Origin of the sequence: Nannocystis exedens, assembly GCF_002343915.1 — a bacterium.
GTDB lineage: Bacteria > Myxococcota_A > Polyangia > Nannocystales > Nannocystaceae > Nannocystis > Nannocystis exedens.
The window spans coordinates 6293446-6307749 of the sequence record NZ_NETK01000001.1; the positions used below are offsets into that span (position 1 = coordinate 6293446).

At 71.8% G+C, this 14304-nt stretch carries 11 protein-coding genes; 8 read left to right on the forward strand and 3 right to left on the reverse strand.

All coding sequences use genetic code 11. The annotated features are described in order from the left end of the window. From NAEX_RS24740 to NAEX_RS24765, 7 genes are all read left to right on the forward strand, one after another. Window positions 1-1359: a DUF4215 domain-containing protein gene (locus tag NAEX_RS24740; protein WP_096329949.1), complete on the forward strand. Its 1359-nt coding sequence runs from the start codon at window positions 1-3 to the stop codon at window positions 1357-1359. Between the two features lie 16 nt (window positions 1360-1375). Next, a complete protein-coding gene (locus NAEX_RS24745; protein WP_096329950.1) occupies window positions 1376-2752 on the forward strand; it encodes a DUF4215 domain-containing protein in 1377 nt (458 codons plus the stop codon). Window positions 2753-2924: 172 nt separating this feature from the next. Further along, window positions 2925-4916, forward strand: a complete 1992-nt coding sequence (locus NAEX_RS24750; protein ID WP_096329951.1) for a serine/threonine-protein kinase — start codon at window positions 2925-2927, stop codon at window positions 4914-4916. Continuing rightward, window positions 4913-6226 carry a vitamin K epoxide reductase family protein gene (locus NAEX_RS24755; protein ID WP_096329952.1) on the forward strand — a complete coding sequence of 438 codons (1314 nt, stop codon included), beginning with the start codon at window positions 4913-4915 and terminating at the stop codon, window positions 6224-6226. The genes NAEX_RS24750 and NAEX_RS24755 overlap by 4 nt, the downstream gene beginning before the upstream one ends. Window positions 6227-6233: 7 nt before the next feature. Further along, a complete protein-coding gene (locus NAEX_RS24760) occupies window positions 6234-7337 on the forward strand; it encodes a hypothetical protein (RefSeq protein WP_100793478.1) in 1104 nt (367 codons plus the stop codon). After that, a complete protein-coding gene (locus tag NAEX_RS50645) occupies window positions 7334-7492 on the forward strand; it encodes a hypothetical protein (protein WP_170135985.1) in 159 nt (52 codons plus the stop codon). Before NAEX_RS24760 ends, NAEX_RS50645 begins: the two co-directional genes overlap by 4 nt. Beyond that, window positions 7489-8694 carry a TlpA family protein disulfide reductase gene (locus tag NAEX_RS24765; RefSeq protein WP_096329954.1) on the forward strand — a complete coding sequence of 402 codons (1206 nt, stop codon included), beginning with the start codon at window positions 7489-7491 and terminating at the stop codon, window positions 8692-8694. Before NAEX_RS50645 ends, NAEX_RS24765 begins: the two co-directional genes overlap by 4 nt. 111 nt (window positions 8695-8805) lie before the next feature. On the opposite strand, the gene NAEX_RS24770 is transcribed toward NAEX_RS24765, so the two are convergent. After that, window positions 8806-10083 carry a tetratricopeptide repeat protein gene (locus tag NAEX_RS24770; RefSeq protein ID WP_143141349.1) on the reverse strand — a complete coding sequence of 426 codons (1278 nt, stop codon included), beginning with the start codon at window positions 10081-10083 and terminating at the stop codon, window positions 8806-8808. A gap of 621 nt (window positions 10084-10704) precedes the next feature. Further along, window positions 10705-11532 (reverse strand): PfkB family carbohydrate kinase, encoded by an 828-nt coding sequence (locus tag NAEX_RS24780; RefSeq protein WP_096329957.1) that lies wholly within the window; start codon window positions 11530-11532, stop codon window positions 10705-10707. Window positions 11533-11896: 364 nt separating this feature from the next. Between NAEX_RS24780 and NAEX_RS24790 the strand changes: the two genes are divergently transcribed. Then, entirely contained in the window at window positions 11897-12913 is a 1017-nt protein-coding gene (locus tag NAEX_RS24790; RefSeq protein ID WP_211302469.1) for a polysaccharide lyase family 7 protein, read from the forward strand. A gap of 230 nt (window positions 12914-13143) precedes the next feature. On the opposite strand, the gene NAEX_RS24795 is transcribed toward NAEX_RS24790, so the two are convergent. Continuing rightward, entirely contained in the window at window positions 13144-14010 is an 867-nt protein-coding gene (locus NAEX_RS24795) for a hypothetical protein (RefSeq protein ID WP_143141348.1), read from the reverse strand. Window positions 14011-14304 lie beyond the last annotated feature (294 nt).

Consider the following 14304-nt stretch of genomic DNA (forward strand, 5'->3'; position numbering starts at 1 on the left):
ATGCCCACTCAAACTCCAGCGCTTCTTCGGCTCGCGTTGCTCGCCGCCTGGTTCCCCGGCTGCAGCACCGACAGCCCCGGCGCCTCGGCGTGTGGCACCGCGGCGTGCAGCGCGACGGACCCGACGACGGACCCGAGCACGGACGTCTCGACGACGGGTCCGGGCCAGTGCGGCAACGGGGTCGTGGACCCTGGGGAGACGTGCGACGACGGCGAGGAGTGCAGCGACGGGGTGTGCAACTCGGACGCGTATACGGGCGAGAAGCACTGCAACGCCGCATGCAGCGGCCTGTATCCCGGCTGGTGCGGGGACAAGGCGATGCAGGCGACGGAGACGTGCGACGAGGGCGGCAACACGCTGGCGTGCGACGCCGACTGCACGCCGGTCGAGTGTGGAGACGGCCTGCTCAACCCAGCCGCCAGTGAGGCCTGCGACGACGGGGCCGAGAACGCGGACGCGTACGACGACAGCCCGGACGAGGTCACGTGCAACACGACGTGCATGGGCAAGGCGCCTCATTGTGGAGACGGAGTCTGTCAAGAGGCGAACGAGGACGCGAGCTGCGCCGACTGCACGTGCGGGGACGGCATCACGAGCGCGCCCGAGACCTGCGACGACGGCATGGGCGGCACGCAGACGGACACGCCGACGTGCGACGCCGATTGCACCGCCATCGAGTGCGGGGACGGTCATCCCAACCTCGCCGCCGGTGAGAAGTGTGACGACGGCAACGACGAGAATGACGACGAGTGCCGCAACGACTGCACGACCTGCGGGAACGGCACCGTGCAGCCGGGCGAGGAGTGCGACGACGGCAACACGGTCGACGACGACGGGTGCAGCAACGAGTGCATCCTTCCCCGCCTCGTCTTCGTCACGTCGTCGGGCTTCGTCGGCAACCTCGGCGGCCTCGCGGGCGCCGACATGAAGTGCGCCGCGGCCGGCATGAGCGCGAACCCGGACCTCCCCGCCACCGCCTGGCGCGCGTGGCTGAGCGACGACACTGGCTCCCCGTCGACGCGCTTCGACACCAACTTCACCGGCTGGTACCGTCTGGTCGACGGCACGCCCATCGCCAAGGGATGGTCCGACCTTACGGATAGTAACCTCCTCGCGGCCATCAACCTCACCGAAAACGTGACAGCCCCGGCCGACCCGCTCAACGCCTGGTCCAACACGGCTCCCACCGGCGCGACGGTGGACGGCTCGCACTGCGAGAAGTGGACATCCTCGTCTTTCAACGAGGATGTCAAGGGCCGTCTGGGTGCCACCACTGCGACGAACTCGGACTGGACGCACCTAAATCCCACCAACTGCAGCAACAGCTTCCACCTCTACTGTTTCCAGGACGTCCCTTAACACTCAAGTCCTGCCCATGCTCGCCCAAGCTCCCACACGCCTTCTCCAGCACGCGTCGCTGCTGGCGCTGCTCGCCGCCTGGCTGCCCCCCGGCTGCAGCACCGACAGTCCCGGCGTCTCCGCGTGCGGCGGTGCCTGCAGCGCGACGGACCCGACGACGGACCCGAGCACGGACGTCTCGACGACGGGCCCGGACCAGTGCGGCAACGGGGTCGTGGACCCCGGGGAGACGTGCGACGACGGCGAGGAGTGCAGCGACGGGGTGTGCAACTCGGACGCGTACACGGGCGAGAAGCACTGCAACGCCGCATGCAGCGGCCTGTATCCCGGCTGGTGCGGGGACAAGGCGATGCAGGCGACGGAGACGTGCGACGAGGGCGGCAACACGCTGGCGTGCGACGCCGACTGCACGCCGGTCGAGTGTGGAGACGGCCTGCTCAACCCAGCCGCCAGTGAGGCCTGCGACGACGGGGCCGAGAACGCGGACGCGTACGACGACAGCCCGGACGAGGTCACGTGCAACACGACGTGCATGGGCAAGGCGCCTCATTGTGGAGACGGAGTCTGTCAAGAGGCGAACGAGGACGCGAGCTGCGCCGACTGCACGTGCGGGGACGGCATCACGAGCGCGCCCGAGACCTGCGACGACGGCATGGGCGGCACGCAGACGGACACGCCGACGTGCGACGCCGATTGCACCGCCATCGAGTGCGGGGACGGTCATCCCAACCTCGCCGCCGGTGAGAAGTGTGACGACGGCAACGACGAGAATGACGACGAGTGCCGCAACGACTGCACGACCTGCGGGAACGGCACCGTGCAGCCGGGCGAGGAGTGCGACGACGGCAACACGGTCGACGACGACGGGTGCAGCAACGAGTGCATCCTTCCCCGCCTCGTCTTCGTCACGTCGTCGGGCTTCGTCGGCAACCTCGGCGGCCTCGCGGGCGCCGACATGAAGTGCGCCGCGGCCGGCATGATCGCCGACCCGGACCTCCCCGCCACCGCCTGGCGCGCGTGGCTGAGCGACGACACTGGCTCCCCGTCGACGCGCTTCGGCACCAGCTTCACCGGCTGGTACCGTCTGGTCGACGGCACGCCCATCGCCAAGGGATGGACCGATCTCACCGATGGCGCCCTCGCAGCCCCAATCAACCTTACAGAGGCCGGAACGGCACCGGCGGAGCCGTTACTCGTCTGGTCGAACACGGGCTCGAGCGGCGCGAAGGCCGGGGACGAGCACTGCAACGGCTGGATGACTGCGAACAAAGACCCGGAGGGCCGCCTGGGTGACGTCACGGCGATGAACGCAGACTGGACCGATCTGAACGACGAAGGCTCCTTCAGTTGTATTGCGAGCTTCCACCTCTACTGCTTCCAGAACACCCCCTGACCCGAACCTCGTCCATGCCCACTCAAACTCCAGCGCTTCTTCGGCTCGCGCTGCTCGCCGCCCGGCTCCCCGGCTGCAGCACCGACAGCCCCGGCGCAACCGCGTGCGGCACCACGGCGAGCACGGCAACCGCGGGCACCCGCGGCGACGGAATGACCTCGAGAGGCCCCGGATGATGTCCTCCCCCGAGCCCCACCCGCCGCCGGTCCTCGACGAGGACGCCGCCACCGCGCCGAGCCTGCCGCGGCCGCCGGCCGATCCGTACATCGGTCGCGAGATCGAGGGTCGCTACCGCATCGAGCGGAAGCTCGGCGCCGGCGGCATGGGGCGGGTGTATCTCGGCAAACACCTGCGGACCGGCGCTGCGCTGGCGATCAAGGTCGTCGAGTCGCATCCTGCCAGCAGCGCCGAGCTGCAGACGCGGTGCTTCAACGAGGCGCGCGCGATGATGGAGGTCCGCAGCAGTCACGTCGCGCACGCGATCGACGTGGGGGTCCTGCCGCGCGGCGAGCTCTACCTCGTGATGGAGTACCTCCGCGGCGAGGATCTCGAGGCGCTCCTGCGGCGCGAGGGCCCGCTGCCGTGGTCGCGCCTGGGCCCGATCGCCCTGCAGCTGTGCAGCGGCCTCGGCAGCGCTCACCGCCAGGGCATCATCCACCGCGACATCAAGCCGAGCAATTGCGTCCGGCTCACGGTCGACGACAACCCCGATCATATCAAGATTATCGACTTCGGCATCGCCCGCGACATGGACGCCCCCACCGGGCCGACGCAGAAGGGCACCGTGATAGGCACCCCCGAGTATCTCGCGCCGGAGCTCGTCACCGGCGACGCCAGGGCCGGGGTCCGCACCGATATCTACGCGCTCGGCGCCACCCTGTATAAGCTATCGACCGGGGTCTCGCCGTTTCGTGGCGACAGCGCCTTCGAGGTGATGGGCAAGCACGTCCACGGCGAGCGGGTCCCGCCGAGCCGCGCCGCGCCGCATATGGCGATTCCGGCGGCCGTCGACGCGCTCATCCTCCGCACCCTCGCGCCGAACCCCGGCGACCGCTACGCGAGCACGGACGAGCTGGCGCAGGCGATCTGCGCGACTCTGGGGATCCGTCGCAGCGGGGTCTCCGGCGCCGCGTTCAATACGCCCGTGACCGCGGTACTGCCTCGAGCGGGCGTGCCGACCTCCGATCCCCGGCCGATCGCCGGCGCGGGCCTGGGCTCCACCGCCGAGACCGTCGCGCCGCGCGCGGTCGCCAGTCGCGTCGTCACGTTATTATCGACAATCGGATTCTTCGTGGTCGCCACGCGACTCGTGATTCCGGACGACGCCTCGCCAAACACAGCCTCGCCGATATCGCGCGAGGCTCCCGTCACAGGGCCCACTCCCGCGTCGCTCGCTGCCGAATCGCCGCGGCCGGAGCAGCCGCGCAAAGGCCCGGCCGCGGCGCCGATGGGGGATGTACCGAAGAACATGCCCCCCGAGACATCCTCGTCGCACGCCGTGGCCCCGCCGGTGGATGTCTTGAAGAACATGCCCCTCGAGACATCCCCGTCCGGCACCGAGGCCCGAGGTGCACCCGCGGGGCTCGAGCCGCCCGTCGCCGCGGAGCCGTCCGAACCGAAGCCGGCCCCGCCGTCCGAGCCACCCGTCGCCCCCGAGTCCACCGCCGCGAAGCAGGCCGCGCCGCCCGTCACCGCGGAGTCGACCGACGCGAAGCAGGCCGCGCCGCCCGCCGCGAGACCCACCGAGACGAAGCAGCCCGCCCCGCCTCCCTCGACGCCCTCGCCGCCGCCTGCCCCGGCTCCCTCGTCGCCCTCGCCCGAAGCCCAGCCCGCGCCGGCGAAGCCGCGGCCGGAGCCCGGCTTCCCGTACACCGCCGCGAGGTCGGAGATCGCCCAGCAGCTCAAGTACCTGCGCACCACTTGTATGATGTCGGGCGGCCTCGTCACCCCGCAGGTCAAGTTCCGCGTCGACGTCGCCCCCAACGGCACGCCCGACGTTCGCGTCTACTCGGCCGACCGGGACCTCCGCGCGTGCTTCCGCAAGGCCCTGTCGTTCCCGTTCGGCAAGAGCCCGCGCGGCGGCGCCTTCGTGTACACGCTGACGCAATCGAGCGCCGACTTCGTGCCCGTGCCGCTCGACGCCGGAAAGGCGGGCAAACCATGAGCTCCGGCAAGCTCGCGGCCGCCGGCCTGTACCGGCGCGCATCGATCGCCTGCGCCCTGCTCGGGCTCTGCGGGGCCTCGCTCGGCGCCTCCCTGACCGCCCTGAAGTTCCGCATGGTCTACACCCCGTGCCTCGGCCCGAACGGCGGCTGTCAGGTCGGCGTGATGCGCTGTGAGGACGCCCTGAGCGCGTCCTGGTCGATCGTCGGCGGCCTGCCGATCAGCGCCTGGGGCTCCGCCGCGTACCTCGCGGTCGCGGTGCTGGCGATCGGCCAGCTCGTCCGTCGCGGCTTCCTCGCCGGCTGCGCGGCCGCGCTGCTCGGGGTCCTCTCGCTCGCGGTGGCGCTCGTGAGCCTGGCCTACGCCGTCTATGCGTTTGCGATCCTGCGATCGCCCTGCCCGTATTGCCTGTCGCTCTACGTCGTCGCGGCGCTGCTCCTGGTGTCCGCCGCGATCGTGCGACGCGCGGCCGACCCGCGCGAACAGTTCGGCCTGCGCGCCGCGCTCCGCCATCGCCGGGCCTCGTTCATCGACGCCGCCTTCCGCCTCGGCATGCTGCTGACGATCGCCGCCGGCCTGCAATCGCTCGCGTATCACGGCATGCGCCACACCGTGACCGTGCGCGACGGGTGCCCCGAGCAGGCCGAGCCCTCGCCGCCCGCGCCGATCCGGGTCGGCGACGCGGACGCGCCGGTGATCCTCGCGGCCTATCTCGACATGTCGTGCAGCGCGTGCAAGCGCAAGTTCAAGCAGCTCGCGGGCGCCCTGCGCAACAATGAATTTTCCAGGCCGGTCCAGCTGTGGATCTACCACGCGCCGCGCCACGCCTGCGATCCCGCGGCGTTCCCGGCCGGGTTCGCCCGCTCCGACGATCGCGCCCGCGACGACAACGCCTGCCTGGCCGCGCGCGCGGCCGAGTGCATGGAGAAGCTCCAGGCCGGCGCCGGCTTCCGCCTGATCGGCGGCCTGTTCGCGCTGCAAGACGATCGCCAGCCCGGTCAGCCGCTGTTCACCGCCGAGCGCGTCGGCAACCGTGCGGTCGACCTCGGGATGGAGATCGACCCCGACGATCGCGACAACCCGCTGTTTCGTTGCATCGACGACGATCGCGGGGTGCTGGCGACGATCACCGCCCACCAGCGGCACGCCGAGGCGCTGGCGCTCGCGGTCCCCGCGATCGCCGTGCATGCCGCCCGCGATGGCGAGGTCGACCCGAATCGTCCGCCCTACTGGATCTTCGGCAACACCCCGTTCGACGACCTCGGCATGTACATCGAGCTGCAGGCCGCTCCGCCCGCTCCAGCCAGGTAGTCCGACCATGTCCGCGCCCCGCGACCCCGCGACCCTCATGATGCTCGTGCTGACCGTCGCCATGGCGGTCGCGGTCGCCTCGGTCGTCTACCTCGTCACCTACGACACCGACCTCTCGCTCGAGCAGGCCCAGCCGCAGGTCCGGGCCGTCGCTCCGACCTGCGACCTCTCGCGCCCCGCGACCGCCACCTGTCCTCCGAAACAGTACTGTCGCCTGAACACCTGCGTCCCCGTGCCGCCCGAGGCCCTGTGCGGCGAGGGCGACAGCTGCCGCGACTGCGAGTGCGCGGACGGCCTCGTCTGTCACCACCTGCGCTGCGTCTCGCCGGCCAGCGTCGACCGCACGCCGCTCGTCTGCGAGGAGAACGAGGCCCTCGCGGACGCCGTCAAGGCGCTCGCGTTCAAGTGTGCCACCCGCAAGACCTCGGTCGACGACATCGTCTCCGCCGGCGCCTGCACGACCGCAGAGTGGGAGCAGCTCGCGCTCGAGGACGAGAAGTTCGACCTGCTCCTGTCGGCCTTCCCGGACCGCTTCGCCGTCCACTTCCCGAGCGGCCAGCCGCAGGTGAAGCGCAAGGACTGGCCGCCGCCCGAGGTCCTCGAGCACTACCGCGATCAGGTGCGACGATTCGCCGGCCCGCTGCGCGCGGCCAAGCAGATCTTCGTCATCGGTCGCGCCAGCCCCGACGGCGACGTCGAGGCCAACCACTGGCTCGCGCTGGCGCGGATCAAGTTCGTCGAGAACCTGCTCGACCTCGTGCTCTACGAGGGCATCCCCGAGACGGAGCGCGACCGGCGGCGGGTGCGGATCCGTTCGTTCGGTCTGCCCACCACGCGGACCATCGAGCCGGCCCGCTACCGCCAGACTTACTTGACCGATCCGAGCGGACGGCCGCCGGCCGTCGATCCGCTCGTCACCGCCGATCCGGCCAGCGCCCGCGAGCTGCGCGCCGCGCTCGACGGTGCGATCGACCTCCACGATCGCACCACGCCGGCCTGGCAGGCGCTGTTCTCGGCCGTCAACCGCGTGGTCTTCGTGATCCCGATCCCCTGCCTCGGCGACGAGTACAAGCCGCCGATCTCCGTCGACCTCGCGGAGGCCGCCCCGTGACCGAACGAAGCGCGCGGCTGCTGGCCCAGATCACCTGCCTGCTCGCCCTGGCCAGCATCCTCGCCGCCGCGGTCGTGGGCATGCGCTGGCGTCACGAACGCGACACCTTCGTGCGCAGGCTCGAGGGCGCGTGCGAGCAGGAGCCTGTTCGGTGAGCGCCGATCGCACCCGGTTGTTCCTCGGATGGAGCGCGATCAACCTCGTCTTCACGGGGCTGGGTCTCATCATCACCGTGTGGCTGATGGGCCGACGGGCCGACCAGCACCAGCAATTCGTGCGACTCCTGGCCGAGCGGCAGAACGCTTGCGCTCCCGTCGCCCCCGCCGCCCGGTCGCCGGCCCCTGAAGTCGTGCAGGCGCCGCCGCCGCGCCAGGATCCAGCGAAGTCCGGTTACCTCGGCGCCTCCGGCATGGACATCTCGCCGGCGATGCGCCTCAACCTCGAGGCGCTGCCGCCGGGCGAGGCGGGCAAGCTCCCGCTCGAGACGCTCCGCCTCGGCTCGGCGCAGGTGCTGCCCCCGCGGACGATCCACGTCGTCAACCTGTGGGCGACCTGGTGCGACCCGTGCCTCGCCGAGCTGCCCGAGTTCAAGGCGATGTTCGCCCGCCACCGCGAATGGGACAATGTCCGCTTCGTGCCGATCCAGATCAAGGACCACACCGACCCGCTGCGGTCCTATCATGATTACGCGGGCATCATGCCGCCGGCGCCGATCCGCCTCGCCGATCGCACGATGAGCGACGCCCTCGCGTCGACGCTGGCCGAGGGCGACAGCGGCGGCCTCTACCGCGGCAACCTGCCGGTCACGCTGGTGCTCGACTGCAACCGCCGGGTCCGCTGGGCCAAGTTCGAGCAGCTCGGCGAGGCCGACTTCGCGGCGCTGGAGCCGCTGCTCGACCAGCTCCGCGCCGAGCTGACCGACACGCGCCCGGGGGCGTGGTGCAGCCAGGAGTGGCCCGGCAACGGCCGCTGCGAGGCGATCGAGCGCACCGCCGCCCATCACAGCTTCGAGGACTGCGGGCCGCTGCGCAAGCGCACCGGCGACCTCCCGGGCGCCGCGGAAGCCGCCCTGACCGAGGCCGCCGAGCCCGTCGCCGTCGCGCCGCCGCCCGAGGTCGTGCCGCTCACGTGCCCGCCGAAGACCCGGCTGCTCCACGGCAAGTGCTCGCGGCTGCAGAAGATCCCCGAGTTGACGGTGACCCTGCCCGCGTCGTCGTCGACCTGCGGCAACGGCGTCTGCGACCCCGAGGAGAGCCGGAGCACCTGCTGTCAGGATTGCCCGTGCGCCGATCGTTTCGTATGCAAGAGCCTGCACCCGGGCGAACCGCCGCGGTGCCGCGCGGTCCTGCAACCCTGAGCTTTCGTCGAGGGGCGGCGCGCCTGCAATCCATGGACCCGGGCGACGAATCACCCGTCGACGGCGACCGGTGATTCGAACGCATGGTCGTCGCCGTCGGGGCGCCGGCGATCAAAACCTGCCCGACAGCACGACGCCGGTCTGCGCCGGACCGAAGCTCGGGTCGACGCGGAGCGCCCGGGCGCCGCCGGGGCCGAGGTGCTTGCGCTGGACGATCAGGCCGGTCGCCGCGCCCGCCAGCAGGCCGACGCCGAGGCCGCGCAAGGTCGCCGCGAGGGCCGGCAAGGCCGAGTGGCGGTGCTCGCCCCAATGATCGGACCAGCCGGGGAGGCTGCCGTTCGGGTCCGAGTTGTCGCGGCTGAACGGGATCGTGCCGCGCACGACCAGCACCTCGCCGAGGATGAGGCCGACGCCGCCGACCGCTGCGAGGGCGCTCCACGCGATCATCCGCTGGCGCGGGTCGTTCGCGCGCCACACCAGCGCGCTCGCGGCCAGGCCTGCGCCCGCGCCGAGGAGCGTCGTGCCGATGTTGCGGACCACGAACGCGCTGGCGAATCGGCGCCGACAATCCGCGAGCGTCGGGTCTTCGCACGCCTTGACCCGTGGACCGTGGATCATCCCCGCCCCGCCGCCGATGAGCCCGAGCCCGACCGCCGCCGCGGCGGCGCCGCCGATGTACAGCCCGCGCGCCGTGGTCTTGACGACCTCGGGCGGCACCTCGGGCGGCACCTCGGGCAGCGGGGTTCGAACGATGGGCGTCAGCGTCGGTCGCAGCGAGATCGCCAGCGGCGCCGGGCCGACCGCGATTTGCTGCTCCACGGGTTCATAGCTGGGACCCTCCACCCGCACGATCCACGCCCCCGGGTCGAGCTCGAGCTTCAGCGGCTGGCGCGGGCTCGTCAACGGGAACGCGAGCTCGGGGCGCAAGTCCGCCGGGCTGTCGGCGACGTGCCGCGCGAACACGGTGGCGGTCTGCGGGCCCTCGAGCGGCAACGAGACCGTCACCGTCACCGGCGTCACCTTGGGGACCGACTCCGCGAGCTGCTCCTCGCCCTGCTTGCGATCTTCGGGGCCGATGTTCGTGCGCGCCAGGTACTCGCGCACGTAGGCGACCGCGTGCGCGAAGTGGCCGGCCGCGTCGCGGCTCGCGGCGGCGTTGAACAGGATCGACGGATCGTCGGGGTAGTCGCGTCGCAGCGCCTCGAACTCGAGCGCGGCCTCGACGTAGCGCCCGCCCTCGAAGAACTTGGCCGCCCGCGCGGTCCGCTCGGCCTTGTCGCTCGACGTGGTCGGCCGGGTCGTCTCGGCGGGCGCGCCCGCGTTCGCCGTCGTGGGGCTCGCTGGCGCCACGAGCAGCAACATCATCAGGGAGACGCAGAGAGACGACATGCCGGCGAGCGCGACCGTAACCGAAAGGACCGCCCGACGCCAGCCCGTCGAAGGGCGCGAGGGATGCGTAAAAACATTGGTCAACGCGGACAAAAGCCGTGCATGGCATCGGGCGCCCGGTGGCGACATCCTGTCTCCGCGCACCGCCCGCGTGCCCCTCGTGCTCGCAGATCGATCGCTCGTCGACAGCGTGCGCGCCTCGACGACGCACCTGCTCACGCGATCCGGCGCCGGCCATACACCTGCGACGAGCGCGTGGCTTCGACGCCCGGGCGATGGCGTGTGCGAGCCGGGGATGTCACGAGGGCACGGCGCGCGCGCGTCGTCGACCCGTGAGGCCCGGGCGGTCGTGGATCAGCCGCCCTTCGGGCGCCCGGGGATCGTCACCGTGATCTTGAACTTCGGGCAGCTTCAGCCCGGTCGCCGCTCGTCGATGCGCGAGTCGACGAGTAGGCATCAGCAAGCGACGTGCCTCGAATCTGGCGTGGAATTCCGCGAGCCGGTGCGATGCGCCGTCGCTCGGACTCATGGGGCAGCCCCGCGGGCGCCCCACGGGGCCGCGGAAATCGTGGATCTGCCGGTGAGGCCCGAGGTCAGGTGAAATGGTGGCAGGGCGAATGGCTATAGTTGCGCGCGGGTCAGCTGACCGTCGTGGGGGCCGCGGCCGGTCAGGGCCGCGGCGCCGCAGCGGGCTGCGAGGCGCACCGCTTCGTCCGGGCCCGCGCCGGCCCCGAGGGCGTAGGTCAGGCCGGCGGCGAAGGAGTCGCCGCAGCCGTAGGCGTCGACGATCGGCCCCGGCAGCGGCGCGGCGGCGTATGCTCGCCGGGCGCCGTCGACCTCGTAGCTGCCGCCGGTGCTGCCGGCGGTGCGCACGACGAGGCGCGGCGGCGGGTCGAGGTCGCCCGCCTCGTAGCGCTCCGCGGGGTCGCGCGAGCTGCCGACGAGCGCGTCCACCACGATTCCGGCGGCTCGCAGGGTCGGCAAGATCCGCGAGGTCGCCACCAGCTTGCGCGCGCGCCGGGCGAGTCGCAGGGCGTCGGCGTCGCCGGCGGTCACGTAGACCGCGTCGACGTCGGCCAGCAGGTCCCACGCCAGCGGATCGGCGGCGACGGGCGCGAGTCGCTCGCCGATGACGGTGATCGTGCGCTCGCCGGCGTCGTCGACGTAGGTGAACCCGCGGCGCTGGCGGGTCGGGCGGACGGCCGCCTCGATCTGCAGGCCCAGGGCGGTCAGCTCGGCGCGGGCGCGGGTGCCCGGCAGGTCGTGGCCGAGCGCGGTGAAGAAGATGCATTCGCTGGCGAGCCGGGCGAGCTGCACGGCCGCGACGGCGCCGCCGCCTCCCGGGCCCTCCCACGAATCGAGGGCGTGGACGATGTCCCCCGCGGCCGGCACCCGGGCGACTCGCACGAACTCGATCCACTCGATGTGTCCGACGACGGCGACGCGCATGGCGCGATCGTGGACCAGAGCCGCGGCGGCGTCGAGCGGCCCCGGACATGTCCCTTGGTGCAGGCGCGGACGGGCGCGACGGGCGAGGTCTGCGCGCCGGACGCGGCCGGCTGGAAGGAGCGCGTCGCGCGAGCGGTCCAGCGAGTCACCGTCGCTGGATCTTCATGAAGCGACGGCGCGCGGATCCACTGACCCTCGGCGCCCGCGCGGCTCGTCCGAGCCATGCTGTCTCTCAGGACATGTCCGATCGGGCTTGGGGTGAGACGCCCCCGCCGGGAGGCGCACGACTGCACATGCGCACGCCGCGAGGTGCGGGGGTCGCGTGGGTGGCTCTCGGCCGCGGCGCCGGGCTACCCTGGCGCCGATGCGTACCTTCCACGTGCATTCGTTCGCGCTCCTCCTGCTGGCCGCCTGCCCCGGCGGCGACGACGGCGAGACGGACGGCGCGCCCACGACGACGAGCAGCGGGGCCACGACCGAGCCGGCGACCGACGGGACGAGCGAGCCCACGGGGACGACCGACGCGGCGACCGACACCGGCGAGACGACCGACGCTCCGGGGACCACGAGCGCGCCGACGACCGGCCCGCTCGACACCACCACGGGCACCACCACCGACAGCACCAGCACCACGGGCACCACCGACACCACCGGCACGGCGAGCACCGACGGGACCGACACGGACCCGAGCACCGGCGACCCGGCGATGTTGCCGGGGGACCTCCTCGACCTGACGAACTGGAAGCTGACGCTCCCGGTCGACACCGATCATCCCGGCAGCCCCGACGAGATCGAGCAACCCGAGCTGGCGACGTTCGTCGACCCGCTCTACTACCACCTGAACGACACGCTCGACGGCGTGGTGTTCCGCGCGCACGCGGGCGGGGACACGACCGACAACTCCGGCTATCCGCGCTCGGAGCTGCGCGAGATGACCGACCAGGGCGCCGAGGAGGCGGCGTGGTCGTCGTCGCGGGGCACGCACCGGATGTTCATCGACCAGGCGATCACGCACCTGCCGGTCGAGAAGCCGCACATCGTGGTCGGCCAGATCCACGACGACGAGGACGACGTGATCGTGTTCCGCCTCGAGGGCAGCAAGCTGTTCATCGACCTCAACGGCGACGACGGCCCGGTGCTGACCGAGGACTACCAGCTCGGCGACCGCTTCACGGTCGCCTTCGAGGTCAGCGACGATCACGTCGACTGCTATTATAACGACACGTTCATCTACAGCCACCCGCAGGCGTTCAGCGGCGCGTACTTCAAGGCCGGCGCCTACGTGCAGTCGTCCTGCCAGGGCGAGAAGGAGGTCCCCGGCGAGTCCTGCGACGCCTACGGCGAGGTCGTGATCTACGACGTGAGCGTCGAGCACACCTGATCGGTGGGCGTCGTCGCTCCTGGTACGCGAGACATGTCCTTCGAGACATGTCCTCACGAGCCTGAGCCCCGTCGGTGACGATGCGCCGGTCCCCTGCGGTCGCTCGCCCCGCGGCGCGGTCGGGGCCGGGCCTGTGAGCCTGCCGGGCTCACTCGGGGCGAGGGGCGAGTCGCGGCGGAGGAGCCGCCGCCGACAGCGGGCTCGATGCGTGCGAGCGCCGAGCGAGCCGCTCAATCGATGGCGAAGCAGTACACGCGGCCGGCGCCGCCCTTCGGGGCGGTGTCGTTGCAGCCGCCGCTCTCGTGGACCGAGTTCCACGAGCGGTACTCCTCGGCGTCGCTGCCCATGGGCCCGAGGCCGTCGGAGTGGCCGACCTGGGCGAACAGGGTCGGGTCTTCCGAGGTCCAGTCGGCGCAGGTCCGGCCGGGAGTGACGGTGCCGTCCTTGTTCGAGCCGGTGAGGATGTCGTGCTCGTTGGGATCGGGGGAGCCGTCCCACTGGCCGGGGACCATCTCGCCGTTCTCGTCGAGGAACAGCGCGGGGTCGCCGTCCTTGGTGTGCAGCTCGGCCAGGTCGGCGGCGACCATGACGAGCTCGGCGTTGTACCACGGGCCTTGACCGATCCGGTCCCTGGCGTGGATGGGCTGGTCGTCGGGGCCGTTCTCGACGCTGAGGTAGGCGTGCCACGTCTTGTCGCCCGCGCCGACGGCGTCGGCCAGGTCCTGGCAGCGCTGGTCGGCGCCCTCGAGACCTCCGAGGTTGCCGGTGGGGCTGCCCGTGCTCGAGACGAAGAAGCTGAGCGAGGGCTCGACCTGTCCTCCAGTGGTCGAGGTGCCGGTGGCGTCGGCCGTGGTGGCGTCGGTGCCGGTGGTGGGCGTCGACGTGGCCGTGGTGGCGTCGGTCGAGGTGCCGGTGGCGGGCGCCGTGGTGCTGGTGCCGTCGGTCGAGGGCGCGGTGGTGCCGTCGGTCGTGGCGGCGCTGGTGTCCGAGGTCGAGCCGGTGGTGTCGCCGGTGTTGCCGCCGCAGGCGGACATCACGAGCGAGAAACCGAGAGCGAGGGCGGCGCCGGGGCGATGAATAGTGCGAGTGGTTTTCATGTGAGTACGGGCACCATGCCGCGGAGTCCGGGGAGAGTCCAGCGGCGGCGCGATCGATTCGCAGCCCCAGCGAGCGCGGCAGGAACGAGGTGAGGTCGCGGCGAGCGCGCTGGCCGGCGGCCTGCAGGTGGTGGCCTGGCGGCGGCTGCGGGGGTCGGCGGTGACATGTTCCGAGAGACAGGAAAACTCCGTGCGGCGCGCACGGGGGGTCGCAAAGGGTGTGGTGAATTCACCGGAGTCGAGGGTCGGACGGCGCTGGAGACGGGGCTGCGCGAGCGCGCCAGGGAATGCGGG